The sequence below is a fragment of the Streptomyces sp. NPDC046303 genome (assembly GCF_055588085.1).
In genome coordinates this window covers 144,981-169,129 of sequence record NZ_JBVJFA010000002.1, presented here as the reverse complement: position 1 = coordinate 169,129, position 24,149 = coordinate 144,981, and the positions used below count along the sequence as shown (strand labels likewise).

Sequence of the window (24,149 nt, the reverse complement as noted above, 5' to 3'; positions counted from 1 at the left end):
TGACGGATTTTTCATACGTCGGCACCTTGCCCGGGACGAGCGGAGGTGCCCGGGATCACGCCGGAGGCTGAGCATCGGCTCCGGCGGGCCGGCGGGGATGCGGAACGGGGCATCCGCTCATTCCGGGCACGGGAAAGGTGCCGAGCTCGCCCACGTCGTAGCCACCGGGGTAGCTCTTGATCTCCGGGTTCTGCCGCGCGTAGTGCGGGGCCTTGCGCGGGGGCAGCAGCCGTACCGCGCGCCCGCGCAGCCGCAGGGCGCCCTGGACCAGCCGCTGCACCCGGGGGTACGGGCGGGTGAACCGGAAGGCGTCCAGGAGCGGCTCGTCGAGGAGGGCGAGGCTCGCGCCGCGGACGGCGGGGGCGAGCGGCGCGGGGTACCAGGAGGCCATCAGGTCGAGGGTGGAGTCCGCGACCTTCCGCGCGCCCTCGTCCCAGCCGAAGTGGGCCTCCTCGTAGGCGTTCAGCACGGACTCGAACTCCTCGAAGGAGCCGGGAATGTCCGTGATGCCCAGGTGGCGGCCGAGAGTGGCGTAGTAGTTCGCGGAGGCCCGGCGCTCGTGGTGGGTCAGCGGACGCCAGCCGTACGCGTCCAGCCAGCGCGACGGAATCACCACGAACGTGCACAGGACGTAGCGCATCTCCTCGTTGGAGATGTCGTAACTGCGGTGCATCTGGTTGACGCGGCGGATCGCGGTGCGGGCGGTGTCGCTCTCGAATCCGTGCTCCACGACGGCGTCGAGGAGCAGTGCGGTGTCGTCGTAGCGCTTCTGAGCGCGGTCCGTGAACTCGGCGGTCTCGGCCAGCAGGCCGCCGATGGCGGGGACGGCGTACGTACGGAACAGGGCGAGCTCCAGGGCGCGGGTGAAGTCCCACGGGAACTCATAGGTGGCGGTGAGCCGGTAGATGGCCAGGAAGTCCTTGTCGGGGTCGAGACGGAGGATCTCCCTCAGCCGGTCGTAACGCTGCACCGGGTGTCCCTTTCTGTGGCGGGCTCCCAACTCTACGTGCAGGTAGCGGCCTTGGAAATCATCGGCCGCAGGCCCTCGACGGGCGGGTTACCCGCTGGTTAAGGTGCGCCGACGAGAGAGCGACTGGGGAGGCCAGGTGTCCGACGACGAGGAGGGCGGCTCGCTGTACGTGCTGACCGCCGTGCTGCTGACCCCCGCGCAGTTCCCCAGCGTCCTGGGCGACGACTTCCCCGAGGCCTGCTCCCTGCTGGGCGTCGCGCCGAACGGGGAGGGCTACGGGCTGGTGCTCGGCCAGGACGAGGAGGGCGCGCGCTGGACCGTCGTCGTGGACGACGTCTCGCTCGTGGCCACGGCCATCGCCTCCTGGGACTGCGGGATGGAGTACGACCTGTCCCCCGACGAGCGGACGATCGTGGTCTCGCTGGCGGGCTGGCCGCTGGAGCTGTCGGTGGCGGCTTCGGGGATCCCGGAACCGCACGATCCGGAGCAGGGCGCGGACGGCACCGGGCGGGTGCCGCTGACGCCGCCCTCGGCGGAGGCCTGGGGGCCGGTGCAGCGGCGGATGGCCGCGGACCAGATCGCCCGGCAGTGGGGCGAGTGGCGCGACCGCGCGGCGCTGGACGGCGGGGCGGCCGCCGCCGCTCATCCCGGGCTCGCCCGGGCGCTGGAGCAGGCCGCGGGGTACGCGACGACCCCGCCGCCGCCCGGGCGGGTGCGCTCCTCCTTCGCGGGCGAGGAGGCCCGGACGCTGCGGGCGGACGGTCCCGGCTGGTCACTGGTGGCCCGCACCGGTGACGCCGCCTTCGTCCTGCTCGACGAGGAGCCGAGCGGGGTGCTCGCGGTTCCGCGCGACGGAGCGACCGACGTGCCGGAGCTGCTGGCGGCGCTCAACCGCATCGCCGTACGACCGGCCTGAACACCCACGGCACGAACAGAGATCCGAAGGGGACGGGGGGAGGACGGATGACGGTGGAGTGCGAGCCGGTGGGGGTGGTCGTGGGTGGCCGCGCCGAGGTGGTCGACGACGACTGGGGACGGGAAACGGCGGTGATCCGTCTGGACGCGGACCGGTTCGGCCCCGAGGCGCTGTACGGGCTGGAGGACTTCTCGCACGTCGAGGTCGTCTACCACTTCGACCGGGTGCCGGTGGAGAAGGTCGAGACGGGCGCGCGCCGTCCGCGGGGCAACCCGGACTGGCCGCTCGTCGGCATCTTCGCCCAGCGCGGCAAGAACAGGCCGAACCGGATCGGCGTCTCGCGGTGCCGAGTGGTCGAGGTGGACGGCCTCGACGTCCACGTGGAGGGCCTCGACGCGGTGGCCGGCACTCCGGTCCTCGACCTGAAGCCGTACATGGCGGAGTTCGGCCCCCGCGGCGACGTGCGGCAGCCGGAGTGGGCGACGGCCCTGATGCGCGACTACTACTGAGCCGGCGGCCACTGAGCGGACGGCCACGGGGCAGGCCGCCCCTGGCCAGGCCCCTGTTGATCAGGCCACCCTTGAGCAGACCCCTCTTGAGCAGGCCGCTCCCGCGCAGGCCGTCGGATCGGCCGGGCTTCGCGCCGGAGCGCGGGCGCGGCCGGCCCCCCGGGCGTCAGCGGCCGATCTGCTTCCGGGATACGCCCCGCAGACGACGCCGCTGAGAGGAGTCCAGCAGCAGATAGGCGGCAGCGGGCACACCGATCAGGACCAGCAGCCCCGCCCAGAACCCGACCGCCCAGAACAGCACGATGGCTACCGCGATTCCGGCAACCGCGACTTTTCCGCTCGTGGACATCTGCGGACACCTCCACCCGTCGTCGACCACTACCTCCCCCTCAACGCACCACCGCGACCGCGCGTTCCCGGACACCCGGACGGCCCGCGAAGTGACCCGGGTCACGGCCGGGGTCGAGCCCTCCGGCGACTTCGGTGGGGTAACCTCGGCCACCCCGACCCAGTAGTCAAATTTGAAGAATACGGTCCGCGCCCGCTGGACGGAGGCGCACACCGGACGCCAGATCCGGCTGGGCCGGGACGGGCGGTGGTGGCCGTACCGCCGCAAGGCGGGCCACTGGATCCCGGTGGGCCCGGCCGCCACGGATCCGGCCTCGGCCCTGGCTGCCGCCGATCCCGCGTAGGCCCCAGTCCGCCCGGGTCCCGGGCGGTTTCGGCGCGGACTGGCCGACGTACCGCTTGTCGGGGGCCGGTACCGGGACGACGATGGGGCGCTCCGGGGCCCTGGCTCCGATACCGCGGCACCACGGCACCACGGGAGGGCGAACATGGACGATCCGTCGGTGGTCCTGCCGGGCGGGACCGATCCCGCCGAGCGCACGCGCGAACTGCGCCGCGCGCATGCCGTGTTCACCCGGGACGGCCGGGTCGAGGCCCCGGTCCGGGCGGTCATCGCACGGTCCTGGCGGCGGTGCGCCCGGGCACGCGTCAGCCCGGAGTGCGCTCCCCGGGTGGAATGGGCGGAGGCGCAGCTGCGGCCGTACCGCGAGGAGCACCCGCTGGCCCGCGTGATGCCGCTGTTCCGGGACCTCGTCGGGGCGTTCGCGGCGCACGGGGCGCACCTGCTGGCGGTGTGCGACGCGCAGGGCAGGCTGCTGTGGGTCGAGGGCGAACCGGGCACGCTGCGGCGGGCGGAGGGGCTCGGGTTCGTCCCCGGCGCGCATTGGGCGGAGACGGCGATGGGGACCAACGCACCGGGTACGGCGGTGGCTGTCGGCGAGCCCGTGCAGGTCTTCGGAGCCGAGCACTTCAGCCGCCGGGTCCACCCGTGGACCTGCGCGGCGGCCCCGGTGCGCGATCCGCGGACGGGCCGGCTGCTGGGTGCGGTGGACATCACGGGCGGCGATGGTCTCGCCCACCCCCACTCCCTCGCGTTCGTCCAGGCGGTCGCGCGGGCGGCGCAGGCCCAGTTGGTCCTGATCGATCCCGGGCCGCCGGCGGCGGGGGACACGCTGACCGCGCTCGGCCAGGACGAGGCGCTGCTGGTCACCGGGGGGCGACCGGTGCGACTGGGGCGGCGGCACAGCGAGATCATGGTGCTGCTGGCGCACCATCCGGCGGGGTTGTCGGGCGAGGAGCTGGCGATCGCGCTGTACGAGGACGAGTCGGTGTCACCGGTGACGTTGCGCGCCGAAATTTCCCGCCTCCGGGCCCTGTTGGGGCCCGCCGCCCCGCTTTCGCGGCCCTATCGCACGGCCGGTCCGCTGGAGGCCGACTTCACGGCCCTGACCCGGCACCTGGCCACCGGCGCGGTCTCCGCCGCGCTGACCCGCTACCCCGGCCCGCTCCTGCCGGCTTCCACCGCTCCGGGGATCGTCCGGCTGCGGCGGCGGATCGAGGTCCAGGCGCGGGCGGCCGTGATCGCCCGCGCGGATGCCGGACTGCTGACCGACTGGGTGTGCAGCCCGTGGGGCGCGGACGACACCGAGGCGTGGCGGGCCCTCGCGTCGGCGCTGCCGCCCGAGGACCGCTCGGCCGCGCTGGCCCGCGTACGCGCCCTGGACGGTGAACTCGGCCTGGGCGGTGGGCTCGGCGCGGGCGGGCTTTCCGTACGGCCGCCCGCTGGCACCGGCGGCCGCGGGCGTGCAACGTATCCGCAACCTGCCCGCTCCTAGCCTCCCACCGAGCGCTGTCCGACGGCGGCCGGCGCCCGGCAAGGGGAGGACACCCATGGCCCGTTACGCTGCGCCCGGTACCGAGGGGGCGCTCATGTCGTACGCGTCCCGCTACGGCCACTTCATCGGCGGCGAGTACGTCGAGCCCGTCCGGGGCCGGTACTTCGCCAACCCCTCCCCCCTCACCGGGGAAACGTTCACGGAGGCGGCGCGCGGTACGGCGGAGGACGTGGAGCGGGCACTGGACGCGGCGCACGCGGCGGCGCCCGCGTGGGGGCGGACCTCCGTCACGGAACGGTCCGCGATCCTGCTGCGCATCGCGGACCGGATGGAGCAGAACCTGGAGGCGCTCGCGGTCGCGGAGAGCTGGGAGAACGGCAAGCCGATCCGCGAGACGCTCGCCGCCGACATGCCCCTGGCGATCGACCAGTTCCGCTACTTCGCGGGTGCGCTGCGCGCGCAGGAGGGCGCCCTGAGCCAGCTCGACGACGACACGGTGGCCTACCACTTCCACGAACCCCTGGGTGTCGTCGGCCAGATCATCCCGTGGAACTTCCCGATCCTGATGGCGGTGTGGAAGCTGGCCCCCGCGCTGGCGGCGGGCAACACGGTCGTCCTGAAGCCGGCCGAGCAGACCCCGGCCTCCGTCCACTACTGGCTCAGCCTGGTGGCGGACCTGCTGCCGCCGGGCGTGGTGAACATCGTCAACGGCTTCGGCGAAGAGGCGGGAAAGCCGCTCGCCTCCAGCCCGCGCGTCGCGAAGGTCGCCTTCACCGGGGAGACCTCGACCGGACGGCTGATCATGCGGTACGCGGCCGAGCACCTGAAGCCGGTCACCCTGGAACTCGGCGGCAAGAGCCCGAACCTGTTCTTCGACGACATCTGGACGGCCGACGACGACTTGCGCGACAAGGCCCTGGAGGGGTTCGCCATGTTCGCCCTCAACCAGGGCGAGGTGTGCACGAGCCCGTCGCGCGCCCTGATCGAGCGGGGCCGGTACGGGGACTTCCTCGACGCGGCGGTGGCACGCACCGAACTGATCGTGCCGGGGCATCCGTTGGACACGGACACGATGATCGGCGCGCAGGCCTCGGAGGAGCAGCTGAAGAAGGTCCTGTCGTACGTGGAGATCGGCCGGCGGGAGGGCGCGAAGATCCTCACCGGCGGGGAGCGCATCGACCACGGCGGTGACCTGGCGGGCGGCTTCTACGTCCAGCCGACGATCTTCGAGGGCGACAACCGCATGCGGATCTTCCAGGAGGAGATCTTCGGCCCGGTGGTGTCGGTGACCTCGTTCCACGACTTCGACGACGCGGTGCGGATCGCGAACGACACGGCGTACGGCCTGGGAGCGGGGGTCTGGACCCGCGACATCAACACCGCCTACCGCGCGGGCCGCGCGATCCAGGCGGGCCGCGTCTGGACGAACTGCTACCACGCCTACCCGGCCCACGCGGCGTTCGGCGGCTACAAGCAGTCGGGCATCGGACGCGAGACCCACAAGATGATGCTGGAGCACTACCAGCAGACGAAGAACGTCCTGGTCTCGTACTCCCCGAAGCGTCTCGGCTTGTTCTAGACGCCTGAGAAACGGCGCCTGACGTGGATTTTTATTCGTTGCAGGCGCCGTCGGCAACGGCCTCGCGCGGCGGCGGCGGGTGCCGGCCGTCCCCATCGAGCCGGTTCCACGACGCGTGGGGAGGCAGGCCGGGTCGGCGGGGTTCGCGGGTGCGGCGTGCTGGAAAGGATCGACGCATGTACTCCGTGAAGACCGTCTTGACGACCACTGCCGCAGCCTTCCTCGCCCTCGCCCTCGCCTCTCCGGCCACCGCGGTCCCCGACTCCCCCACCGCCGCGCGGCGCCCGTGCGACGCCGCCCCGACCTGCTACGTCGATGTGGCGGTCGCCCAGGTCTGGGTCAGCCCCGGACAGGTCCGTCCGGTGGACGCCAAGGCGACCACCAATCCCGCTGACATCCGCGGCTGGCTGGCCGGCATGTCCCTGGACGAGCGGCGTGAGGTCGCCGGGGAGACGCAGGCCCTGCACGGCATCCGGGTGACCGTCGATCGCAGCGAGTGGCACGGCGGCCTGCGCTGGGACCACGTTTGGGTGCACGGCCAGCCCACCCCCAGGGACCAGGCCGGACGGGGTGCCTACCCGGGCTGGATTCCCGACCGGCAACTCACCTCGGAGCACCGCCGCCCACCCGCCGGTACGCATGAGGAACGCGTCGTCCGCCCCACGGCCCGGGGCTTCGCCACCGCCCAGGACGCCCTCGCCGGCCGCGAATCCGGGCAGGTCGGCGAGTACTCGTACAACACCTCCTTCCCGGTGGGGGCCGGTCCGCTGCCCGGAGTCGTCACCGCCCACTCCCCCAGCGGCGGCCGGGTGTTCTTCCGGGCCGGCGATCTCGCGAGGGTGCCGTCCGCACCGAGCGGCACGGACGTGGTCGCCGCCGCGCGCGCCTTCCTGGGCCTGCCCTACCTGTGGTCCGGTACCTCCGGATTCGGCTACGACTGCTCCGGCCTCACCAGCCAGGTGTACTCCGCGCTCGGCGTGACGATCCCCCGGGACGCCCAACCGCAGTTCGACGCGGGCGGCGGGCAGGTACCCGCCGGCTCGGCAGCGGGGGTGCGGATCACCGGTACGGAGGACCTCCGGCCCGGCGACATCGTCGCCTTCCGTCCCGCCACCGGCAGCGAGGTCACTCACGTCGGCATCTATTCGGGCACGCGGAACGGCGAACCCATGATGATCAATTCGCCTCGGACGGGTTCCCCCGTAACGGAGGAACCCATCGGTTCCACCGGCCGCGTCTACGTCGGTGCCACCCGCTTCCTCACCGGCTGACGCCCGTACGGCCCCCCCGGCGTCCCATGACACCCGGTGGCACCACATGGTGCCAGCAGGTGCCACGGGGCGCCATTCCGCGTCCTGCGTAGGCACCACGAAGGCGTGGGGTGCCACCATGACTCAGCCGTCACCGTCACATTTCCGCAGCTCAGAGCTGTTGCGCCCACCTTCCCCCCGCGCATGATGCCATCTGGGCTTGCGCGTGGTGCCATCGAGGTGCCATCATGGCGTCATGGACCTCACGCCGTATGTCGACACCCTTCGCCGCGAACTCGCGGTGGCCGCCGAAGCCGGCGGGGAAGATGCCCGCGAGCTGGCCGAGCGGCTCACCGCTCCCCTGGAGTCGGCGACCCGGCTGACCATGCTCCACGTGCTCTCCGCCGCGATGGACGAGATCACCCGTGACATCGCCCCCGGTTCGGTCGACGTACGGCTGCGCGGGCTGGACCCCGACTTCGTGGTGACGCTGCCGCCCACCGACCGCGGCGCTGCCGCGGAGCCGGCCGCGCCCGTCGAAGCGGTCAGGACCGAGGCTCCGGCCGACGGCGAGGAGGGCGGCACCGCCCGCGTCAACCTGCGCCTGCCGGCCCACCTCAAGGCGCGCGCCGAGGAGGCCGCGAGTCGCGAGGGCCTGTCGGTCAACGCGTGGCTGGTCCGGGCCGTGTCGGCCGCGGTCGGCGGCGGCAGCGGCGGCGGCGGCGGCACGCAGCCGAGGCCTGCGGAGAAGGCCCGGACCATCGGACAGAACTTCACGGGCTGGGTGCGCTGACCGCGTCTCGCCCACCCGCACCACTTCACCTACACCGCTTCACCCACACCACGTCCCACCAGCAGGGACGATCCGAAGACCCAAGAGGACGGGACAGCCATGCCTTCTTTCGACACTCCCGAACCGATCTCGGTCACCGCCCGCGTGGAGGCCGGTTCCATCCAGTTCACGGCGGGCGAGGACCGCCCCGACACCGTCGTCGAAGTACGGCCCCGAGACCCGAAGAAGGACCTGGACGTGCGGACGGCCGACCAGACCGAGGTCACGTACGCGAGCGGCGCACTGACCGTCAGGACGCCCAAGTCGAATCTGTTCGGCCGCACCGGCGTCGTCGACGTGACGGTCGCACTTCCCACGGGCTCGAGCATCGACATGACCGGCGCCTGGACCCAGGTGCTCGGCGAGGGCCGGCTCGGCGAGGTCCGCGTGAAGACCTCGTCCGGCGACGTCCGCCTCGACGCGACCGGCCCGCTGACCCTGACCGCATCGCACGGCTCGATCACCGTGGAGCGGGTCGAGGGCATGGCCGAGATCACCACCAGCTCCGGCAGCCTGCGCATCGGCCTCCTCGACGGCCCCGCGGTTCTGAAGAACTCGCACGGCACGACGACCGTCGGCGCCGCGACCGGGGAGCTGCGGGTGAGCGGCGCGAACGGCGACATCGTGATCCAGCGCGCCGAGGACTCGGTCACCGCCACCACCGCCCACGGCACCCTGCGCGTGGGTGAAGTGGCCCGTGGCACCGTCCAGTTGGAGACCTCTTACGGGGCCGTCGAGGTCGGCGTCCGCGAGGGTACGGCAGCCTGGCTCGACATCAACGCGGGCGCCGGCCAGGTCCGCAACACGCTCACCGCGTCGGAGGCCCCGGGAGAGACCGAGGACACCGTCAAGGTCCGCGTCCGCACCCGCCACGGCAACGTCGACATCGTGCGCGCCCGGGGCTGAGCACCGACCCCGCCCACTCGCGCGCTCCCCCGTCACTTCAGCCTTCGAAAGGGAGGGCCACGTGCCCACTTCTGTCATGTCCACGTCCAGGCGCGGGAACGGCCAGGAGCCGCCCGCCGCCGTCTCCGCCTCGGGCTTGCGAAAGTCCTACGGCGACAAGCGCGTCCTCGACGGGATCGACCTGCACATCCCGGCAGGCACCGTCTTCGCGCTGCTCGGCCCGAACGGCGCCGGCAAGACCACCGCCGTCAAGATCCTCTCCACCCTCATCTCCGCCGACGCCGGCTCCGGCGACATCCGCGTCGCCGGCCACGACCTGGCCACCGACCCGCAGGCGGTACGCGCGGCGATCGGCGTCACCGGGCAGTTCTCCGCCGTCGACGGGCTGATCACCGGCGAGGAGAACATGCTCCTCATGGCGGACCTGCACCACCTCTCCCGCAGCGAGGGCAAGCGCGTCGCCGCCGAGCTGCTGGAGCGCTTCGACCTCACGGGCGCCGCGGGGAAGCCCGCCTCCACCTACTCGGGCGGCATGAAGCGCCGCCTGGACATCGCCATGACGCTGGTCGGCGGGCCCCGGATCATCTTCCTCGACGAGCCGACCACCGGCCTCGACCCGCGCTCCCGCCACACCATGTGGGGCATCATCCGCGAACTCGTCAACGGCGGCGTCACCGTCTTCCTCACCACGCAGTACCTGGAGGAGGCCGACGAACTCGCCGACCGCATCGCGGTCCTCAACGACGGGAAGATCGCCGCCGAGGGCACGGCCGAGGAGCTCAAGCGGCTCATCCCCGGCGGACACGTCCGCCTGCGCTTCGCCGACCCGGCCGCGTACCAGTCCGCCGCCCTCGCCCTGCGCGAAGCCACCCGGGACGACGAATCCCTGACACTGCAGATCCCCAGCGACGGCAGCCAGCGCGAGCTGCGCTCCCTCCTCGACTGGCTCGACGCGGCCGGCATCGAGGCCGACGAGCTGACCGTGCACACCCCCGACCTCGACGACGTGTTCTTCGCCCTGACCGGCAGCACGCGCGTCCCCGACCAGCAGAAGGAAACCGGCCGATGAGCTCCCTCTCCCTCGCCGTGCGCGACTCGTCCACGATGCTGCGCCGCAACCTCCTGCACGCGCGGCGCTACCCGTCCCTGACACTGAACCTGCTGCTCACACCCGTCATGCTGCTCTTGCTCTTCGTCTACATCTTCGGCGACGTCATGAGCGCGGGCATCGGCGACGGCGACGCGGACCGCGCCGAGTACATCGCGTACCTCGTCCCCGGCATCCTGCTGATGACCATCGGCGGCACCGTGGTGGGGACCGCGGTGTCCGTCTCCAACGACATGACCGAGGGCATCATCGCCCGCTTCCGCACCATGGCGATCCACCGCGGCTCCGTGCTCGTCGGACACGTCGTCGGCAGCGTGCTGCAATCGATCATGAGCGTGGTCCTCGTCGGCGCCGTCGCCGCGGCCATCGGCTTCCGGTCCACCGACGCCACCGCCCTGGAATGGCTGGCGGCGTTCGGACTGCTCGCGCTCTTCGCCCTGGCACTCACCTGGATCGCGGTCGGCATGGGCCTGATCAGCCCGAACGCCGAGGCCGCCAGCAACAACGCCCTGCCGATGATCCTCCTGCCCCTGCTGTCCAGCGCCTTCGTCCCGGTCGACGCGATGCCGGGCTGGTTCCAGCCGATCGCCCAGTACCAGCCGTTCACCCCGGCCATCGAGACCCTGCGCGGGCTGCTGCTCGGCAGCGAGATCGGCAACAACGGATGGCTCGCCGTCGCCTGGTGCGTGGGCCTCACCGTGCTCGGCTACCGCTGGTCGACCTCGAAGTTCAACCGCGACCCGAAGTAACCGCCGAGACAGCGGGCCGCCGGCCGCAACTCGTCCCGCCCCAGGGCGGCGTACTCCGACACCGAGTCGGCGTCCGCCGCCCGTCGGCGTACTCGATAGCCTGGCCGTCTGCCGCCCGGAGTGGCATGCGACGGAGAGTGAAGAGGCTGCGATGAGTGAACTGACGAAGCCCGAGGTGGACGTTCCGAAGGGGGACGCTCCCACCGAGCTGACCACCCGGGACCTGGTCGTCGGGGACGGGGTGGAGGCGAAGCCGGGCATGGTGGTCAGGGTCCACTACGTAGGGGTGACCTTCGCATCCGGGAAGGAGTTCGATGCCTCCTGGGACCGGGGCGAGCCGTTCAAGTTCGCCCTGGGCAGCGGCAGGGTCATCAAGGGCTGGGACCGGGGCGTGAAGGGGATGAAGGTCGGCGGTCGGCGCGAGATCGTCGTTCCCCCGCGTCTCGGCTACGGCAACCAGTCACCCTCGCCGCTGATCCCGGCGGGCTCGACCCTGGTCTTCGTGGTGGACCTGCTGGACGTGTATTCCGGCACGGCCGGATGGAGCAGCGCCCGGTAGACCCCGCCCTCAGCTCCGACCGCAGGCTCTGCGCATGATCATGGCTGCCTCCTCGCACACGACGCGCCTCCCCCGGCCGAGGTTGCCGCATGCCCGACGTGGCGCCCGCCGGGCCTGCGCCCCCGTCAGCCGGCCTGCGGTGCGGTGGTCAGACGTCGGAACGAGCGGGCGTCCACGACGGCCGCTCCGCCGGGGTCGTTGTTGAAGTAGGCGTAGACGTCCGCTTCGGGGGGCCAGGTGTCCGCGATCCGGTCCGCCCAGCTCCGCAGCGCGGAGCGGCCGTACCGGGGAGCGGGGTGCGCACGGCCCTCGTGGAAGCGCACGTAACCCCAGTCCGCCGTCCGCCACAGCGGTGTCACGGGCCGCGACCGCCGGTCGGCCCAGCACAGGGCCGCGCCGCGGTCGGCGAGGACGGAGCGTACCTCGGGCGTCCACCACGACGCGTGCCGCGGCTCGACGGCGACGCGGACGGTACGCGGGAAGCAGGCCAGGCAGGCTTCGAGGGCGGCAGGGTCGGCGCGGAGCGTGGGCGGCAGCTGGAGCAGGACGGGGCCGAGCCGGTCGCCCAGCGGAGCGGCATGCTCCATGAGCCGTCGGACGGGCTCCGCCGGCTCCCGCAGGCGCTTGATGTGCGTCAGGAAGCGGCTCGCCTTGACGGCCATGACGAAGCCGGGCGGGGTACGGGCCCGCCACTGCGCGAACGTGTGGGGCGCGGGCAGCCGGTAGAACGCGTTGTTCAGCTCCACGGTGGAGAAGTGCTGTGCGTACTCCTCCAGCCACAGCCGTTGCGGCCGCTCGGGCGGGTAGAGAACGCCCGACCAGTCGCGGTACTGCCATCCCGAAGTGCCGACGAAAACGGCCATGACCTGCTCCTGCCCGGTCTCGCGCCGCGTGAACGTGGAGTGGGGCACGGTGGTCGGAGGGAGTCGTGAACGGCCACGACCGGGCACCTACCCCGTCCGGTGCACGGCGCGATAGCGGGCGGGCGGGATCCCGTACCGGGCGGTGAAGACCTGCCGGAGCGTCTCGGCCGAACCGAAGCCGCAGCGTGCGGCCACGCCCGGCATGGGGAGCGTCGTCGAGGCCAGCAGGTGGGCGGCGGCCTCCGTCCTGGCCCGCCGGACGTACCGCCCGGGAGGCACCCCCAGGTGCTCCAGGAACAGGCGGTTCAGATGGCGCGGGGTGACCCCCGCGCGGGAGGCCAGCGCCCCGGCCGACAGGTCGTGGTCCGGGTGTTCGGCGATGTACTCCACCAGCCGGCGCACCACGTCGTCGCGGGGCGGCGGCGCGGCGGTGAACAGGCTCATCTGCGCCTGGTTCCCCGGCCTTTGCACGTAGACGACCAGGTCGCGGGCGACCTGGCGGGCCAGCTCCGGGCCGTGGTCCTCCTCGATCAGGGCGAGGGTCAGGTCGATGGCGCTGGTGATGCCCGCCGCCGTGTAGACGTTCCCGTCCCGGATGTACAGCGGGTCCGGATCCACCGTCACGGCGGGATGGCGGGCCGCGATCCGGGACGCGAACCGCCAGTGCGTGGTGGCGCGGCGGCCGTCGAGGAGGCCCGCGGCGGCGAGGACGGCGGCCCCGGTGCACAGGGAGGTCACGCGGCGGCTCTCCCGTGCGAGCCGCCGCACGTGCCCCACCAGCCGCGCGTCCTCCGCGGCGCGTTCGAAACCGGCGCCTCCGGAGACGACGAGCGTGTCCAGGGGGCCCTTCACCCGTTCCAGGGGTTCCTGGCTGACCAGGAGGATCCCCCCGCCGCAGTCGATCGGTACGCCGCCCGGTCCGGCCAGGCGGATGCGGTAGGGCCGGGCGAGGTCCCCGATCCGGTTCGCCATCTGCAGGGCCGTGGTCACACAGGCGATGTCGAGCAGCTCGGCCGAGGCGTACCCGACGACGAGCATGAGCCGTTCCCCCATGGGGCGACCCTATGCCGGACGGACGTACACCCCAAGGTTCGTGACAGGAAGCGGGCGCAGGGCTCCCGCCGGGCGCGGCCGGTCGCGAACGTGGCGGCATGACCCTTCCCGAAGGACCCTCCGGCACCCGCGTCCGCCACGAAGGCAGCGGCGTGACGGCCCGTGCCGTCCTGACCGCGTGTGCACGGCGCTGGCCCACCTGGCTCGCCCTGGCCCTCGTCCTCGTCACGTTCGCCGACGGTGCCGCACCGGTCGGGCTGCTCGCGGCCCTCCTCGTCGTCATGCCGCTGTGCTACCTGGCCTTCGGGGCTGTACGCCGGGAACTCGGCACCGGGCGCACCTGGGCGGTCCAAGCGGCCAGCCTCCTGGGTTTCACCGCCCTGGCGCTGACGGCGCTCGCGGTGGATCCGCCGGCGGCCCGCTACGTCGTGGCGGCCGGCTGGTTCGCCCACGGCATCTGGGACCTCGTGCATCACCGCACCGGCAGGGTCGTGCCCCGGGCCTGGTCGGAGTGGTGCGGCGTCGTGGACGTCTTCGGCGCGGCGGCGATCCTGCTGGTGATCCAGCGGTGATCCAGGGCGCGGCGACGCGGATCCGGCGATGGGAACCGGGATCGGCCCGCCCGGTCCGACGCCCCGCATGGTTTGCTCGGAGCATGTCACGAAGACCCTCTCAGGGCATGCCGGATCAGCAGCGGGCCGCTGTTGCCGCGGGGCGGGCGGGGCGGCAGTTGACCGTGCTCGGGCACCGTGCGTGGGCGATCACGGACGGGGTCACGCTCCATGACGTGACCGCCGTGGGGCGCCCGACGTGGTCGCCGTTCGAACCCGGCACGGCAACCGGGGTGCACCTGATGCGCTCGGGCTATCTGCTGCGGGAATCGATGGGCCAGTGCGAACTCGTCGACGCCACGAGCGGAACGTTCTCGCACACCGGGCTCGAGGAGCGATCGGCGTTCCCCGGAGACGGGAGGGTGCGGTTCACCTTCCTGGCCATGAGCGAGGCGGCGTACTCGGTCCACGTCGCGGGGTGCGACCGCTGGCAGGGCTGGCGGTTGAGCGTCGGCCTCCCGCTCGACCTGCGCCACCGCAGGCTGCTGGCCGCCTGCCGCTCCGGCGACCGGCTGGAGCGGGCGGAGCGCCTCTTCGACCTGTTCGACGCGCTGCCGCCGCGCCCGGGTGAGCGCGGGCCGGGCCGGCGGGTGGCCACGGAGGTCGCGCACTGGCGCCTCGTCACCCAGGTGAGGGAGCTGCTCAACAGTCCGGATGCGGGGCCGGGCGCGGGCCTGGACGACCTCGCGCGGGCGGTCGGCTCGTCACCGCACCACCTGAGCAGGGTGTTCCGCAGAATCACCGGACGGACGATCAGCGCCTACCGCAACGAGTTGCGCGTCCGCGCCGTCCTGGAGGAACTGGCGGCCGACGCCGACAGCCTCGCCGACCTCGCCACCCGACACGGGTTCGCCGATCACTCGCACCTCGTGAAGACCGTCCGCCGGTTCCTCGGCGAGACGCCCTCGATGCTCCGCCGTCAACTGAGCAGCAATGTACAAGCGGGCGAGGCGTCCGGAAGCCGACCATGACGGGGCTACGAGGTTTCCCGGTGCGACGGGCGCGCGCGGGGCATCACCGGAGGCTTCGGCCGGGCCGGCCGCCCTGCCCGCGTCCGCGTCGCACTCTCGCAGAGGAGGAAAAGTGATCAGGAACTTCAGCTCCGGGTCTTCGAAGTACACGAAGGCGGGCGCGGCGTTGGCCGCCCTTGCCGTTCCGGCGGCCTTGATCGTCACGGCCGGGCCGGCGTCCGCGGCGGCGGCCTGCGGGACGGCAGGCCGCTACCTGGACGGCACCACCGTGCGCATGACGGCGGGGGTGGCCGCGAACATGCGCACCGGCTCCAACACCGGCTGCGGCGTCACGGGTTGGGCCGACAACCAGGACCAGCTCGTCTACTACTGCTACACCCGCAACTCCAACGGATCCACCTGGACTTACGTCCGGAACGTCACCGACGGCAAACTCGGCTGGGTGAGCGACCACCTGCTGCCGGGCAACGGCTCCTACGTGGGGTGCGGCTTCTAGACCGGGAGCCGCCGAGGGCACCTGCCCGACACGCCGGCCGGCCCGGGGCCCGTGGGCCCGGGCCGGCCGGCGCCCTGCAGGTGGCCACGAAGGACACGGCGGCCAGGACACCGAGTTGACCCCCAGCCCACCCTGGCCGACCTGCGCACACTGGTCGCGTCGAGCGGTATCCGCACGATCGGGTTGCCCGATCGGACGGATTTCGGGGCGTTTCGCGGGCCGTGGGGCGGGTGGGGAGGCAGGGTGGCGCCATGGACCGCCGACAGATCAGCTCCCTCGCGCACACCGACCACCCCATCGCCGCTCCGCTGGGCGACGATTCGGTACGGGCCCTCCTCGAGCGGGCCCTCCCCGACCCGGCCCTGCCGGGCTCCGACGCCCGGCTGCTCGACCTCGGGTGCGGATCGGGCACGTGGCTGATGCGCGCACTGGCCGCCCGGCCGGACCTCCGCGCCGACGGCGTGGACAACGACGCGGAGGCCCTCGCCGCCGCCGGTCGGGCCGTCGACGCGGCGGGGCTCGGCGGCCGGATCGTCTTCCACGCCCAGGACGCCGCCGAGTTCGGTTCCCCGCACCGGTACGGCCTCGTCCTCAGCATCGGTGCGACGCACGCCTTCGGCGGCCTCCTGCCCACGTTGAAGGCCGCCGACAGCCACCTCGCCCCGGGCGGAAGCGTCCTCCTCGGCGAGTGCTTCTGGGAGCGGGAACCCGACAGGAAGACCCTCGACGCCGGTTTCGCCGTCGACGACCACGACGACCTGGCGACGACGGTCGACCGCATCACGGCCGCCGGCTGGGTGCCGCTCCACGCGCACGTCAGCACCCTCCAGGAGTGGGACGACTACGAGTGGTCCTGGACCGGCGCTCTCTCCCGCTGGGCCCTCGACCATCCGGAGCACCCGGACCGCGACCAGGTCCTCGAGGCCGCGGCCGGACACCGCGAGGCCTGGCTCCACGGCTACCGGGGCACGCTCGGCTTCGTCACCCTGCTCCTGCGCCGCGCCGCGCAGTGACGGGCGAACAGTGCCTGACGCGGCACTAGCCGGCGACGACCCCCGTGTTCTGGCAGGCGGTCAGCAGCCAGCGGCCGTCGTCCTGCTTCGAGACCACGTACAGCGGTGCGCCCTCGCTCTCCTCGCCCGGGGCCAGGTAGCGCTGACGGACCTTGACCGCCGCGACATCGGGGCGGATGAAGAGCACGTGGACCACCTCGTAGGTGACCTCGCCGTTCCAGCTCGCCGCGGGGAGGACCTTGCGGGTGAACTCCGAGATCGCGTCGAGGCCTATGAGGACCTTGCCGTGGGCCGTCGTCCAGATCGCGTCCGGGTGGAAGAGACCCAGGAACTCCTCCGGGTCCTTGTTCTGCTGGGAGTGCTCGACGGTGGCGACGAGCCGGCCGATCGCTTCGATGTCTGCGGCGTGGGATGTGGATTCGGTGGTCATGGGGATGATCGTCACACCTCAAGCGTGGCTGAGGTCAAGCGTCCGGCGTGTGGGCGTCAGAGCCGGTGCAGGTGCCTCAGCACGGCGTGCGGGACGGCCATGTCGACGTACGCCGCCGACGCCGGGCCCCCCTCGCCCGCTCCGGCCGGGAGCACCAACGCGGCGTCGAGCGCCGACGCGAGGGCGGTGGCGGCCGCCGGCGCTGCGAGGTGGCGGATGCCGCCGTCGTGGCCGTACGCGATGCTCGACACCACCGGAATCCGGCCGCTGTCGAGGAACACGCGCAGCACCCCCGGATCGACCAGTACCTCCTCTCCCCCGCCCACCACCAGCGTGCGGCCGTCCTCACCCGTGAGGCCGACCGCCAGCGTGGTGTGGTCGTTGAGGCTCCCCACCAGTCGCCGCTGCACGTATCCCGCGACGTGGGTGCGCAGCGCGGCCGGGCCGTCGTCCAGCCATGCCGGGAGGTGGGGACCGCCGTCGTGCACCACGACGGTCCTCACCCCGCTGTAGCGCAGGAAGCCGATGTCACCGCAGAACGCGTGCCGCAGCCCGTCGTCGCCGAGCACGTCGTGCCCGGCGACGACGACCACGGTCCTGCCGTGCAGTTCCCTGATCCGGGGCAGGACGGCGACGAGGGATGCGGCCGCGTCCCGGGCGGCCGGGCCGGGGCGTTCCTGCGGTGTCACGCCGCCGCTCAGCCGTCGGTCCGCTGGTACAGCTTCCCGTCGCTCCAGATCCGGGCGACGCGGCCCCACTCGGCGGCCGAGGCCACGTCGGGGAAGAAGCCGTGCCCGTTGAGGTTGGCGCTGGTGTTGCACAGGACGGGGACGCCGCTGAGCCGGTGATAGGCGGTCAGCACGGCGAAGAGCAGCTCGTCGTCCCCCGCGCCGACCGTCTGGAGCCGCGCGGTGCCGTCCAGGTGGATGACCGCGGGGATCCGGTCCACCCAGGGCGCCCGGACCTCGTGGTCGAAGAGCATGTGCGGGTCCGGCGTACCGGGCGCGAAGATCTCCGGTGCCTCGGCCTCGAGGCAGATGGGGGCGACGGGCCGGTAGGGTTCGCGGTCCTTCACCCGGTTCAGCTCGTCCTTCATCGACGCGCTGACCGGGGCGGCCAGGATGCTGCGGCCGCCCAGTGCGCGCGGGCCGAGTTCGGCGCGTCCGTGCAGGACCACCACGGGCTCCCCGGACTCGTGGAGGATCGCGGCGAGTTCCTCCGGAGTGCAGGGGGATGCCGACCAGCCGGCGGGCAGCTCGGGAGACGGCGTCAGCGCCGGCCCCAGCCGGGGGTTCCAATCGAGCGGTGCCAGGCCGTCGCGCTGCGCGCGGCCCAGTACGGCCGCTCCGATGGCGGAGCCCGAGTCGTTGGGGAACGGCGGGACCCACACGTCACGGAAGTCCGGCGCCTCGCGCAGCGCACTGTTCCACTTGATGTTGAGCGCGCAGCCGCCGGCGAAGCACAGGTTCCAGGGGCCCTCGCCCTTGGCGGCGCGGACCTTGGCAGTGATCCGTTCGACGAGGAGGCCCTCGAAGAAGGCGTGCACGCTCGCCAGGACGTCCTCGTCGCTGATCCCGTTGTCCGACACCCGGGCGCGGACCGCGGAGAAGAACTCGTGGACGGGGGGCACGGACCGCTCGAAGAGACTGCCGTATCCGCCGACCGTCGCGCGGTACTCGGCCGAGGCCGGCTCGTCGCTCTCGAAGACCCGGTGGAACTCCTCCCGCAGCACCGTGACGACGCTCTCGTCCACCCGGCCCAGCGCGATGTACGCCATGAGCTTGCCGGCGACCGAGAGGTCGTCGACCGTGGGTGACTGGACGGTCTTGCGGAAGGGCCCGAAGTGGTGTCCCGCGATGGCGTACGCGTGGCCGATCAGCGGGAAGAGTTCGCCCAGGTTCGCCACGCCGTCGCGCGGGTCCGCCCAGTAGAGGCGGGGGAAGAGTCCGCCGTCCCAGACCAGGACGAAGGAGCCTTCTCCGCGCTGCGCGAAGGGGCTGGACGCGTAGGCGCTCGCCACGTGTCCCGCCGCGTGCGGGTAACTGGTGTAGGGGTAGGTCCGGCCGTCCATCGGGAACGTACCCGAGACGCTGGGCGCATCGAGCGCCGGGCATGCCGCCGACTCCCGGTAGGGGCCGACCACGAGGTCCGTGGCCGTCCCCTGGTCGAGGAGGGTGACCGTTCCGGAGACGTCCCCGTCCCAGCCGTCGACGACCCACTGGTCGACGTCCTCCGGCTTGTAGCCGAAGTCGGCGAGGACTCCGGGGATCAGGCTGAAGTCGGAAACGGTGCTGTAGCGCAGGCCGTTCCCCAGCTTCTCCATCTCGACACTGAACACGAGACGGTCGTCCTCGAGCAGGGCGACGGCGCCGTCATGCGTGAGTTTCAACCCGCAGATTATCAACTGTGTTACTCCTCGGTCTGCTTGAGTCGGCACATGGGCGTGCTTCGGTCCCCGGACTGCTCGGGGACGAGTCTCAACTGGTAGAGGCTGGATCCGCGGCCGGGACGGAAGAGCCGGCGCCATTCCACCCGGGTCTCGCCGGGCGGGACCTCCGAGAACCCGAGGTTCCCGAACCATGGCCCGACGTACCGGGTCAGGGCCAGCAGGGAGCTGTAACCCCGTTCCCTGCCGATGGTCTCGGCGATACCGACCAGATGCCGGCCGATTCCGCGGCCCTGCCGGTCGACGGCGATGCACAGGTTGTAGATGAGCAGGCCGCCTCCGGCCGGTGCGAGTCCGGCGCAGCCGACCAGCCGGTCCCCTTCGCACGCGACCACGAAGTCCTGGGACGCGGTGGCGAGTTCGGCCAGCGGGCGGGCGACCAGCAGGCCCTGCTCGACGAAGGGGGCGGAGAGCAGGGCGATCTGCTCCGCGTCCTCGGGGCGCGCGGGTCTCGCGACGACCGTGTCCGGCGCGACCAGGGGCCGGGAGGCGGTCAGCACGGCGTCACGCACGGTCCGCACCGCCCGGCGCGGCGGGCCGGCTGCCGGTGAAGCCGAGCCCGAAGTGCTGCTCGGCCGGCATCAGTTCGATCATGTTGACGTTGACGCGTGCGGGCTGCGAGAGGCACCAGGCCACGGCCTCGGCCACGTCCTCGGCGGTGAGCGGCTCGATTTCGCGGTAGAGCGCGTCGGCGCTCTCCTCGTCGCCCTCGTAGCGGACCTTGGCGAACTCCGTCTTGGCCATTCCCGGCGCCACACAGCTGACCCTGACGCCCGTCCCCTGGAGGTCGACGCGCATGTTCAGCGACAGCTGGTGGACGAACGCCTTGGTGGCGGCGTACACGTTCCCGCCCATGTACGGGTAATGGGCGGCGATCGACCCGATGTTCACCACGTGTCCCGAGCCGCGGGAGACGAGGCGGGGAAGCACCAGGCCGCTGAGGTTCAGCAGACCGGAGATGTTCGTGTCGATCATTTCGCGCCAGTGATCGTCACTGCCCGACTGGACGGGGCCGAACCCCCGCGAGAGGCCGGCGTTGTTGACGAGCACCGAGATGTCCCGGAATTCCGCGGGCAGCTCGTCGAGGGCCCGGGCCAGCGCCTCCCGGTCACGGACATCGGCGACCACCGGCAGAATGGCTCCTGTGGGGTCCTCGTCCGCCAGGAGCTTGAGGCGGTCCTCCCTGCGGGCCAGGGCGACCACGGAATAACCCCGCCGGCACAGCACCTGTGCAATTCTCCGGCCGAATCCCGACGATGCGCCCGAGACCACGGCTACGCCACGCTTGTCCTGCGCCATGCACACACCCCCTCGGCCCCGTCGCGTTGTATCGCCACGAAGCTTCACGCGTTCATCCCGCACCCCCGTCAGGGGCAGGGTTCTGGATACCTGCTTCAGCGGCATCGGGGTCGCCTTGCACGCCGACCGGCCAGAGGTACGCCTCGTTACGTCGAAACTCCCTCGCCGACAAGGCTCCAGGTCGACTGACCTCTTACCCGTAAATTCCTCGCCAGTGAATCACGGGCCATCGCGGGCCAACCACTGTGACGAACGGCACAACTCCCTTGAATCGGGGGCTGATGGCGGTTCTTCCATGTGATGTCCAGTCGATCGGAAGCGGAGCTCGAGGCGGATTCGACCGGACTCATAAATCCTTGGACGGAAAGGCCCGTGGAGAGGCTGCCGCGGTGCGGACGAATACGGGGAGAGGCGCGATTCATCCGTTGACATTCCAAGTGCGTTCCGTGATAGGAATATTGGCAACTTGGCAGGGGGCCGTGTATCGCGCATCGAGTCCGACTCGAGGATCGATACATGAGGACCGTTCCCCCGACTTCTCATACCGCGTCCACCGTTGAAGTCATTTCCGGCCGCCGAGCACGGACCGTTCGCGACAAGCGCAGAACGCAACCTTCGACTGACAAGGGAAACAGTGTGCCTCCATTCAGAAGCGTCACGTTCGCGTGTACGTCTTAGCCCGGCCACTGCCGAACAGACGCCGCCCGTCCGGACCCGCGACGCACACGCGGGCTGGCACTGCGCCGCCGGAAACGACCGGCCCGAGGGGCGCCGCGCGCCCGCCGATGACGTATGGGGGTCGCTGTGATGCCGGGGTCCCTCATGGAGTGGGACCCGCCGCACACGGCGAAGGCGCTGCTGGTGTGCGTTCCCCACGCGGGTTCCGGGGCCTTTCAGTTCCGCCCCTGGCAGGAACTGCTCGGCCCCGACATCGCCCTGCTGGCCGTACAGCTGCCGGGCCGCGAGAACCGGTGGCGCGAGGAGCCCGCGACCGGCATGGCGCAGGTGATCGACGAGCTGGCGCCGGCCCTCGCCCCCCGGCTCGACCTGCCCTACGTCGTGTTCGGCCACAGCATGGGCGCACTGGTGGGGTACGAACTCGCCCGCGCCCTGGGCAGGGAGCACGGCCGGTGGCCCCGCGGATTCGTCGCGTCGGCCTGCAGGGCCCCGGACGAGCAGGGTGAGCCCTCCGACACGGATCGGCTGACCGACGTGCAGCTCGTCGCCGAACTGGTCGCGGACGGCGCCGTACCCGCCGCCCTGGCCGCCAACAGCCGCCTCGCGTCGGCGGTGGCACGGCCCCTGCGCGGCGACCTCGCCCTCTGCGACTCCTACGCGCCACCCGGCGAGGACGCCCTCCTGCCCTGCCCGCTCGGCGCGTGGCGGGGGCAGGACGACGCCGGGGTGACGGACGACCACATCCGCTCGTGGCGTGCCTGGACCACCGGCGCCGGCACCGTGCGGACCTTCCCCGGAGACCACTTCTACCACCACGCCGATCCCCACCGCGTGGCCGCCGAACTGAGGGCGTTCGTCCTCGGTCTGCTGTCACCGCACGCCTGACCGGGGCGCTGCCGAGCCTCCCGCGACGGCCGAACCGCTCAGTACCCCTCAGTCCCCCGACCGCCCCGGCCCGCCGGGACGGGACAACCCCGAAGGAATTCGCTTTGCCAAGCAACGATCCGCTGCCCGAGCTGGGAGATCCGGACATCCGGTCACCCCGGAGCTATCTTCGATGGCTGATCGGCAGGCAGTCGAGCACACTGTTCCTCGGGGTGTTGTGGGGCTGCCTGTGGATGGCCAGCATGGGCCTGACGCCCTTCGCCATCGGCCGGGCCATCGACGCCATGTCCCAGAAGGACACCGACCGTCTGCTGGTGTGGACCGGCGTCATCATCGGGCTCGCCCTGGTGACCACCGCCGGCAGCGTCCTGCGGCACCGCTGTGACACGATCGGCCGGCTCAAGGCCAACTACCTGACGTTCCGCCTCGTCGCCGCGCAGGCGGTACGCCTGGGCGCGACCCTGCCCAAGCGGATCTCCACCGGCGAGGTCGTGGCCATCGGCACGGCGGACATCTCCCGCATCGGCGCCCTGCCCGGGGCCGTCGCACGCGGCATCGGCAGCGCGGTCACCGTCGTACTCGTCGCCATCGTGCTGCTCTCCACCTCCGTCACCCTCGGCCTGATCGTCCTCATCGGCGTCCCCGTCCTCCTCGCGGGCACGGGCCCGCTGCTCAGCCCCCTGCACAAGCGGATCGGAAGCTACCGGGACCTGCAGGGCGACTTGACGAACCGGGCCGGCGACATCGTGTCCGGGCTGCGCGTGCTGCGCGGCATCGGCGGCGAGGCCGCGTTCGGCGAGCGCTACCGCAAGGACTCGCAGCGGCTGCGGCAGGCGGGCGTCCACGTCGCGAAGGTCGAATCGGTGCTGCCCGCCGCCGAGGTGCTGCTCCCCGGGATCTTCGTGGTGGCGGTCGTCTGGATCGGTGCCCGCCTCGCCGTCGGCGGCAGTCTCTCCGCCGGTGAACTCGTCGCGGCCTACGGGTACGCCGCGTTCCTGATGCTGCCCATGCGCACGGCGACCTCGGCGGTGCAGTCGTTCGTCGGCGCCGACGTGGCGGCCCAGCGCGTCGTGCGGGTCCTGGCCCTCGAACCCGACTCCGGCCCCGGCGCCGACGCCGCACGGGCCGACCTCTCCGGGGCGCCCGACCTGTACGACGCGGAATCGGGGCTGCGGGTCCGGCCGGGCCTGATGACCGCGATCGCCGCCTCCACTCCGGAGGAGGGCGCCGCGATCGCCGAACGGCTCGGGCGCTACGCCCCGGGCCAGGTGACCGTCGGCGGCGTACCCCTGGACTCGCTGCCGTCGGAGCAGGTGCGCGAGCTCATCCTGGTGGCCCGCAACGACGACACCCTGTTCTCCGGTGTCCTGGCCGAGGATCTGGGCGGACGGTCGGAGCAGGTCCGGGCCCAGGCCCTGCACACCGCCAACGCGGAGGACATCGTCGAGGCCCTGCCGGACGGTCTGGCCACCGTCGTCACCGAAGGCGGCTCCGCCTTCTCGGGCGGCCAGCAGCAGCGGCTCCGGCTGGCGCGCGCGCTGGCGGCGCGGCCGCCCGTCCTCGTGCTGGTGGATCCGACCAGTGCCGTGGACGCGCACACCGAATCAGTGATCGCCGAACGGCTCCACAGGTCCAGGGCGGAGCTCACGACCGTGGTCGTGAGCAACAGCCCGCTGTTGCTCGACCGGGCCGACGAGGTCGCCTACGTGGAGGACGGCAAGGTCGTCGTGACCGGCACCCACCGGGAACTCGCCACCGCTGCGCCCCAGTACGCCGCCGTCGTCATGCGGGAGGAGACGTGACCGTCACCGTCCCCCGTCCTTCCGACAGCCGCCCTCAGAGG

26 protein-coding genes are annotated in these 24,149 nt (G+C 72.2%); 17 read left to right on the top strand and 9 right to left on the bottom strand.

Annotated features, from left to right (window positions below; all coding sequences use genetic code 11):
* Positions 1–55: 55 nt before the first annotated feature.
* Positions 56–970: an oxygenase MpaB family protein gene (locus ACZ6I1_RS02505; protein WP_469282242.1), complete on the bottom strand. Its 915-nt coding sequence runs from the start codon at positions 968–970 to the stop codon at positions 56–58.
* A gap of 136 nt (positions 971–1,106) precedes the next feature.
* Here ACZ6I1_RS02505 and ACZ6I1_RS02500 point away from each other — a divergent pair, with 136 nt between their 5' ends.
* A complete protein-coding gene (locus tag ACZ6I1_RS02500) occupies positions 1,107–1,886 on the top strand; it encodes a hypothetical protein (protein WP_469282240.1) in 780 nt (259 codons plus the stop codon).
* Positions 1,887–1,933: 47 nt separating this feature from the next.
* Positions 1,934–2,395: an SAM-dependent methyltransferase gene (locus tag ACZ6I1_RS02495; RefSeq protein ID WP_469282238.1), complete on the top strand. Its 462-nt coding sequence runs from the start codon at positions 1,934–1,936 to the stop codon at positions 2,393–2,395.
* A 166-nt stretch (positions 2,396–2,561) separates the two neighbouring features.
* On the opposite strand, the gene ACZ6I1_RS02490 is transcribed toward ACZ6I1_RS02495, so the two are convergent.
* A complete protein-coding gene (locus ACZ6I1_RS02490) occupies positions 2,562–2,744 on the bottom strand; it encodes a hypothetical protein (protein ID WP_469282236.1) in 183 nt (60 codons plus the stop codon).
* A gap of 172 nt (positions 2,745–2,916) precedes the next feature.
* On the opposite strand from ACZ6I1_RS02490, the gene ACZ6I1_RS02485 reads away from it, so the two are divergent.
* The 9 genes from ACZ6I1_RS02485 (at position 2,917) to ACZ6I1_RS02445 (ending at position 11,561) form a co-directional block, all read left to right on the top strand.
* Complete coding sequence (locus ACZ6I1_RS02485; protein WP_469282234.1) at positions 2,917–3,087, top strand: hypothetical protein; 171 nt, start codon at positions 2,917–2,919, stop codon at positions 3,085–3,087.
* Between the two features lie 144 nt (positions 3,088–3,231).
* Positions 3,232–4,578 (top strand): winged helix-turn-helix domain-containing protein, encoded by a 1,347-nt coding sequence (locus ACZ6I1_RS02480; RefSeq protein WP_469282232.1) that lies wholly within the window; start codon positions 3,232–3,234, stop codon positions 4,576–4,578.
* A 55-nt stretch (positions 4,579–4,633) separates the two neighbouring features.
* Entirely contained in the window at positions 4,634–6,157 is a 1,524-nt protein-coding gene (exaC, locus tag ACZ6I1_RS02475; protein ID WP_469282230.1) for an acetaldehyde dehydrogenase ExaC, read from the top strand.
* 176 nt (positions 6,158–6,333) lie between these two features.
* Positions 6,334–7,428, top strand: a complete 1,095-nt coding sequence (locus tag ACZ6I1_RS02470) for a C40 family peptidase (protein ID WP_469282228.1) — start codon at positions 6,334–6,336, stop codon at positions 7,426–7,428.
* Positions 7,429–7,663: 235 nt separating this feature from the next.
* Positions 7,664–8,200, top strand: a complete 537-nt coding sequence (locus ACZ6I1_RS02465) for a toxin-antitoxin system HicB family antitoxin (protein ID WP_469282227.1) — start codon at positions 7,664–7,666, stop codon at positions 8,198–8,200.
* A 99-nt stretch (positions 8,201–8,299) separates the two neighbouring features.
* Positions 8,300–9,145 carry a DUF4097 family beta strand repeat-containing protein gene (locus ACZ6I1_RS02460; RefSeq protein WP_469282225.1) on the top strand — a complete coding sequence of 282 codons (846 nt, stop codon included), beginning with the start codon at positions 8,300–8,302 and terminating at the stop codon, positions 9,143–9,145.
* Between the two features lie 76 nt (positions 9,146–9,221).
* Positions 9,222–10,214 (top strand): ATP-binding cassette domain-containing protein, encoded by a 993-nt coding sequence (locus tag ACZ6I1_RS02455; protein ID WP_469282223.1) that lies wholly within the window; start codon positions 9,222–9,224, stop codon positions 10,212–10,214.
* Positions 10,211–11,002, top strand: a complete 792-nt coding sequence (locus tag ACZ6I1_RS02450) for an ABC transporter permease (protein WP_469282221.1) — start codon at positions 10,211–10,213, stop codon at positions 11,000–11,002. Before ACZ6I1_RS02455 ends, ACZ6I1_RS02450 begins: the two co-directional genes overlap by 4 nt.
* Before the next feature lie 151 nt (positions 11,003–11,153).
* A complete protein-coding gene (locus tag ACZ6I1_RS02445) occupies positions 11,154–11,561 on the top strand; it encodes an FKBP-type peptidyl-prolyl cis-trans isomerase (RefSeq protein ID WP_469282219.1) in 408 nt (135 codons plus the stop codon).
* A 125-nt stretch (positions 11,562–11,686) separates the two neighbouring features.
* Here the strand turns inward: ACZ6I1_RS02445 and ACZ6I1_RS02440 are convergent, their stop codons facing one another.
* The gene (locus tag ACZ6I1_RS02440) at positions 11,687–12,424 is read right to left on the bottom strand and encodes a DUF72 domain-containing protein (RefSeq protein ID WP_469282217.1); all 738 of its coding nucleotides are present in this window, start codon (positions 12,422–12,424) and stop codon (positions 11,687–11,689) included.
* An 87-nt stretch (positions 12,425–12,511) separates the two neighbouring features.
* Entirely contained in the window at positions 12,512–13,477 is a 966-nt protein-coding gene (locus tag ACZ6I1_RS02435) for a GlxA family transcriptional regulator (RefSeq protein WP_469282216.1), read from the bottom strand.
* A 98-nt stretch (positions 13,478–13,575) separates the two neighbouring features.
* Between ACZ6I1_RS02435 and ACZ6I1_RS02430 the strand changes: the two genes are divergently transcribed.
* From ACZ6I1_RS02430 to ACZ6I1_RS02415, 4 genes are all read left to right on the top strand, one after another.
* Positions 13,576–14,049: a hypothetical protein gene (locus tag ACZ6I1_RS02430; protein ID WP_469282215.1), complete on the top strand. Its 474-nt coding sequence runs from the start codon at positions 13,576–13,578 to the stop codon at positions 14,047–14,049.
* A gap of 107 nt (positions 14,050–14,156) precedes the next feature.
* Positions 14,157–15,059 (top strand): helix-turn-helix domain-containing protein, encoded by a 903-nt coding sequence (locus ACZ6I1_RS02425; RefSeq protein ID WP_469282213.1) that lies wholly within the window; start codon positions 14,157–14,159, stop codon positions 15,057–15,059.
* A gap of 112 nt (positions 15,060–15,171) precedes the next feature.
* The gene (locus ACZ6I1_RS02420) at positions 15,172–15,555 is read left to right on the top strand and encodes an SH3 domain-containing protein (RefSeq protein ID WP_469282211.1); all 384 of its coding nucleotides are present in this window, start codon (positions 15,172–15,174) and stop codon (positions 15,553–15,555) included.
* 251 nt (positions 15,556–15,806) lie between these two features.
* Positions 15,807–16,568, top strand: coding sequence for an SAM-dependent methyltransferase (locus ACZ6I1_RS02415; RefSeq protein WP_469282209.1), 762 nt, complete (start codon positions 15,807–15,809; stop codon positions 16,566–16,568).
* A 25-nt stretch (positions 16,569–16,593) separates the two neighbouring features.
* On the opposite strand, the gene ACZ6I1_RS02410 is transcribed toward ACZ6I1_RS02415, so the two are convergent.
* Genes ACZ6I1_RS02410 through ACZ6I1_RS02390 form a run of 5 tightly spaced genes read right to left on the bottom strand, consistent with a single transcriptional unit; the run spans position 16,594 to position 20,743 of the window.
* Positions 16,594–16,998, bottom strand: coding sequence for an SgcJ/EcaC family oxidoreductase (locus ACZ6I1_RS02410; protein WP_469282207.1), 405 nt, complete (start codon positions 16,996–16,998; stop codon positions 16,594–16,596).
* Between the two features lie 56 nt (positions 16,999–17,054).
* Positions 17,055–17,687, bottom strand: a complete 633-nt coding sequence (locus ACZ6I1_RS02405; RefSeq protein ID WP_469282205.1) for an amino acid kinase family protein — start codon at positions 17,685–17,687, stop codon at positions 17,055–17,057.
* A gap of 8 nt (positions 17,688–17,695) precedes the next feature.
* Positions 17,696–19,387, bottom strand: coding sequence for a carbamoyltransferase N-terminal domain-containing protein (locus tag ACZ6I1_RS02400; protein ID WP_469282203.1), 1,692 nt, complete (start codon positions 19,385–19,387; stop codon positions 17,696–17,698).
* A gap of 20 nt (positions 19,388–19,407) precedes the next feature.
* A complete protein-coding gene (locus ACZ6I1_RS02395) occupies positions 19,408–19,956 on the bottom strand; it encodes a GNAT family N-acetyltransferase (protein WP_469282201.1) in 549 nt (182 codons plus the stop codon).
* Complete coding sequence (locus tag ACZ6I1_RS02390) at positions 19,949–20,743, bottom strand: SDR family NAD(P)-dependent oxidoreductase (RefSeq protein ID WP_469282199.1); 795 nt, start codon at positions 20,741–20,743, stop codon at positions 19,949–19,951. The genes ACZ6I1_RS02395 and ACZ6I1_RS02390 overlap by 8 nt, the downstream gene beginning before the upstream one ends.
* Before the next feature lie 807 nt (positions 20,744–21,550).
* Here ACZ6I1_RS02390 and ACZ6I1_RS02385 point away from each other — a divergent pair.
* Positions 21,551–22,306, top strand: a complete 756-nt coding sequence (locus tag ACZ6I1_RS02385; RefSeq protein ID WP_469282198.1) for a thioesterase II family protein — start codon at positions 21,551–21,553, stop codon at positions 22,304–22,306.
* Between the two features lie 104 nt (positions 22,307–22,410).
* Positions 22,411–24,108, top strand: a complete 1,698-nt coding sequence (locus ACZ6I1_RS02380; RefSeq protein WP_469282196.1) for an ABC transporter transmembrane domain-containing protein — start codon at positions 22,411–22,413, stop codon at positions 24,106–24,108.
* Positions 24,109–24,149: the final 41 nt, after the last annotated feature.

Coding starts and splice junctions, on each gene's coding strand:
- ACZ6I1_RS02495 (WP_469282238.1), top strand. CDS start 1,934: ATGACGGTGGAGTGCGAGCCGGTGGGGGTGGTCGTGGGTGGCCGCGCC.
- ACZ6I1_RS02490 (WP_469282236.1), bottom strand. CDS start 2,744: ATGTCCACGAGCGGAAAAGTCGCGGTTGCCGGAATCGCGGTAGCCATC.
- ACZ6I1_RS02480 (WP_469282232.1), top strand. CDS start 3,232: ATGGACGATCCGTCGGTGGTCCTGCCGGGCGGGACCGATCCCGCCGAG.
- exaC (WP_469282230.1), top strand. CDS start 4,634: ATGGCCCGTTACGCTGCGCCCGGTACCGAGGGGGCGCTCATGTCGTAC.
- ACZ6I1_RS02470 (WP_469282228.1), top strand. CDS start 6,334: ATGTACTCCGTGAAGACCGTCTTGACGACCACTGCCGCAGCCTTCCTC.
- ACZ6I1_RS02465 (WP_469282227.1), top strand. CDS start 7,664: ATGGACCTCACGCCGTATGTCGACACCCTTCGCCGCGAACTCGCGGTG.
- ACZ6I1_RS02460 (WP_469282225.1), top strand. CDS start 8,300: ATGCCTTCTTTCGACACTCCCGAACCGATCTCGGTCACCGCCCGCGTG.
- ACZ6I1_RS02455 (WP_469282223.1), top strand. CDS start 9,222: ATGTCCACGTCCAGGCGCGGGAACGGCCAGGAGCCGCCCGCCGCCGTC.
- ACZ6I1_RS02450 (WP_469282221.1), top strand. CDS start 10,211: ATGAGCTCCCTCTCCCTCGCCGTGCGCGACTCGTCCACGATGCTGCGC.
- ACZ6I1_RS02445 (WP_469282219.1), top strand. CDS start 11,154: ATGAGTGAACTGACGAAGCCCGAGGTGGACGTTCCGAAGGGGGACGCT.
- ACZ6I1_RS02440 (WP_469282217.1), bottom strand. CDS start 12,424: ATGGCCGTTTTCGTCGGCACTTCGGGATGGCAGTACCGCGACTGGTCG.
- ACZ6I1_RS02435 (WP_469282216.1), bottom strand. CDS start 13,477: ATGGGGGAACGGCTCATGCTCGTCGTCGGGTACGCCTCGGCCGAGCTG.
- ACZ6I1_RS02430 (WP_469282215.1), top strand. CDS start 13,576: ATGACCCTTCCCGAAGGACCCTCCGGCACCCGCGTCCGCCACGAAGGC.
- ACZ6I1_RS02425 (WP_469282213.1), top strand. CDS start 14,157: ATGCCGGATCAGCAGCGGGCCGCTGTTGCCGCGGGGCGGGCGGGGCGG.
- ACZ6I1_RS02415 (WP_469282209.1), top strand. CDS start 15,807: ATGGACCGCCGACAGATCAGCTCCCTCGCGCACACCGACCACCCCATC.
- ACZ6I1_RS02410 (WP_469282207.1), bottom strand. CDS start 16,998: ATGACCACCGAATCCACATCCCACGCCGCAGACATCGAAGCGATCGGC.
- ACZ6I1_RS02390 (WP_469282199.1), bottom strand. CDS start 20,743: ATGGCGCAGGACAAGCGTGGCGTAGCCGTGGTCTCGGGCGCATCGTCG.
- ACZ6I1_RS02385 (WP_469282198.1), top strand. CDS start 21,551: ATGCCGGGGTCCCTCATGGAGTGGGACCCGCCGCACACGGCGAAGGCG.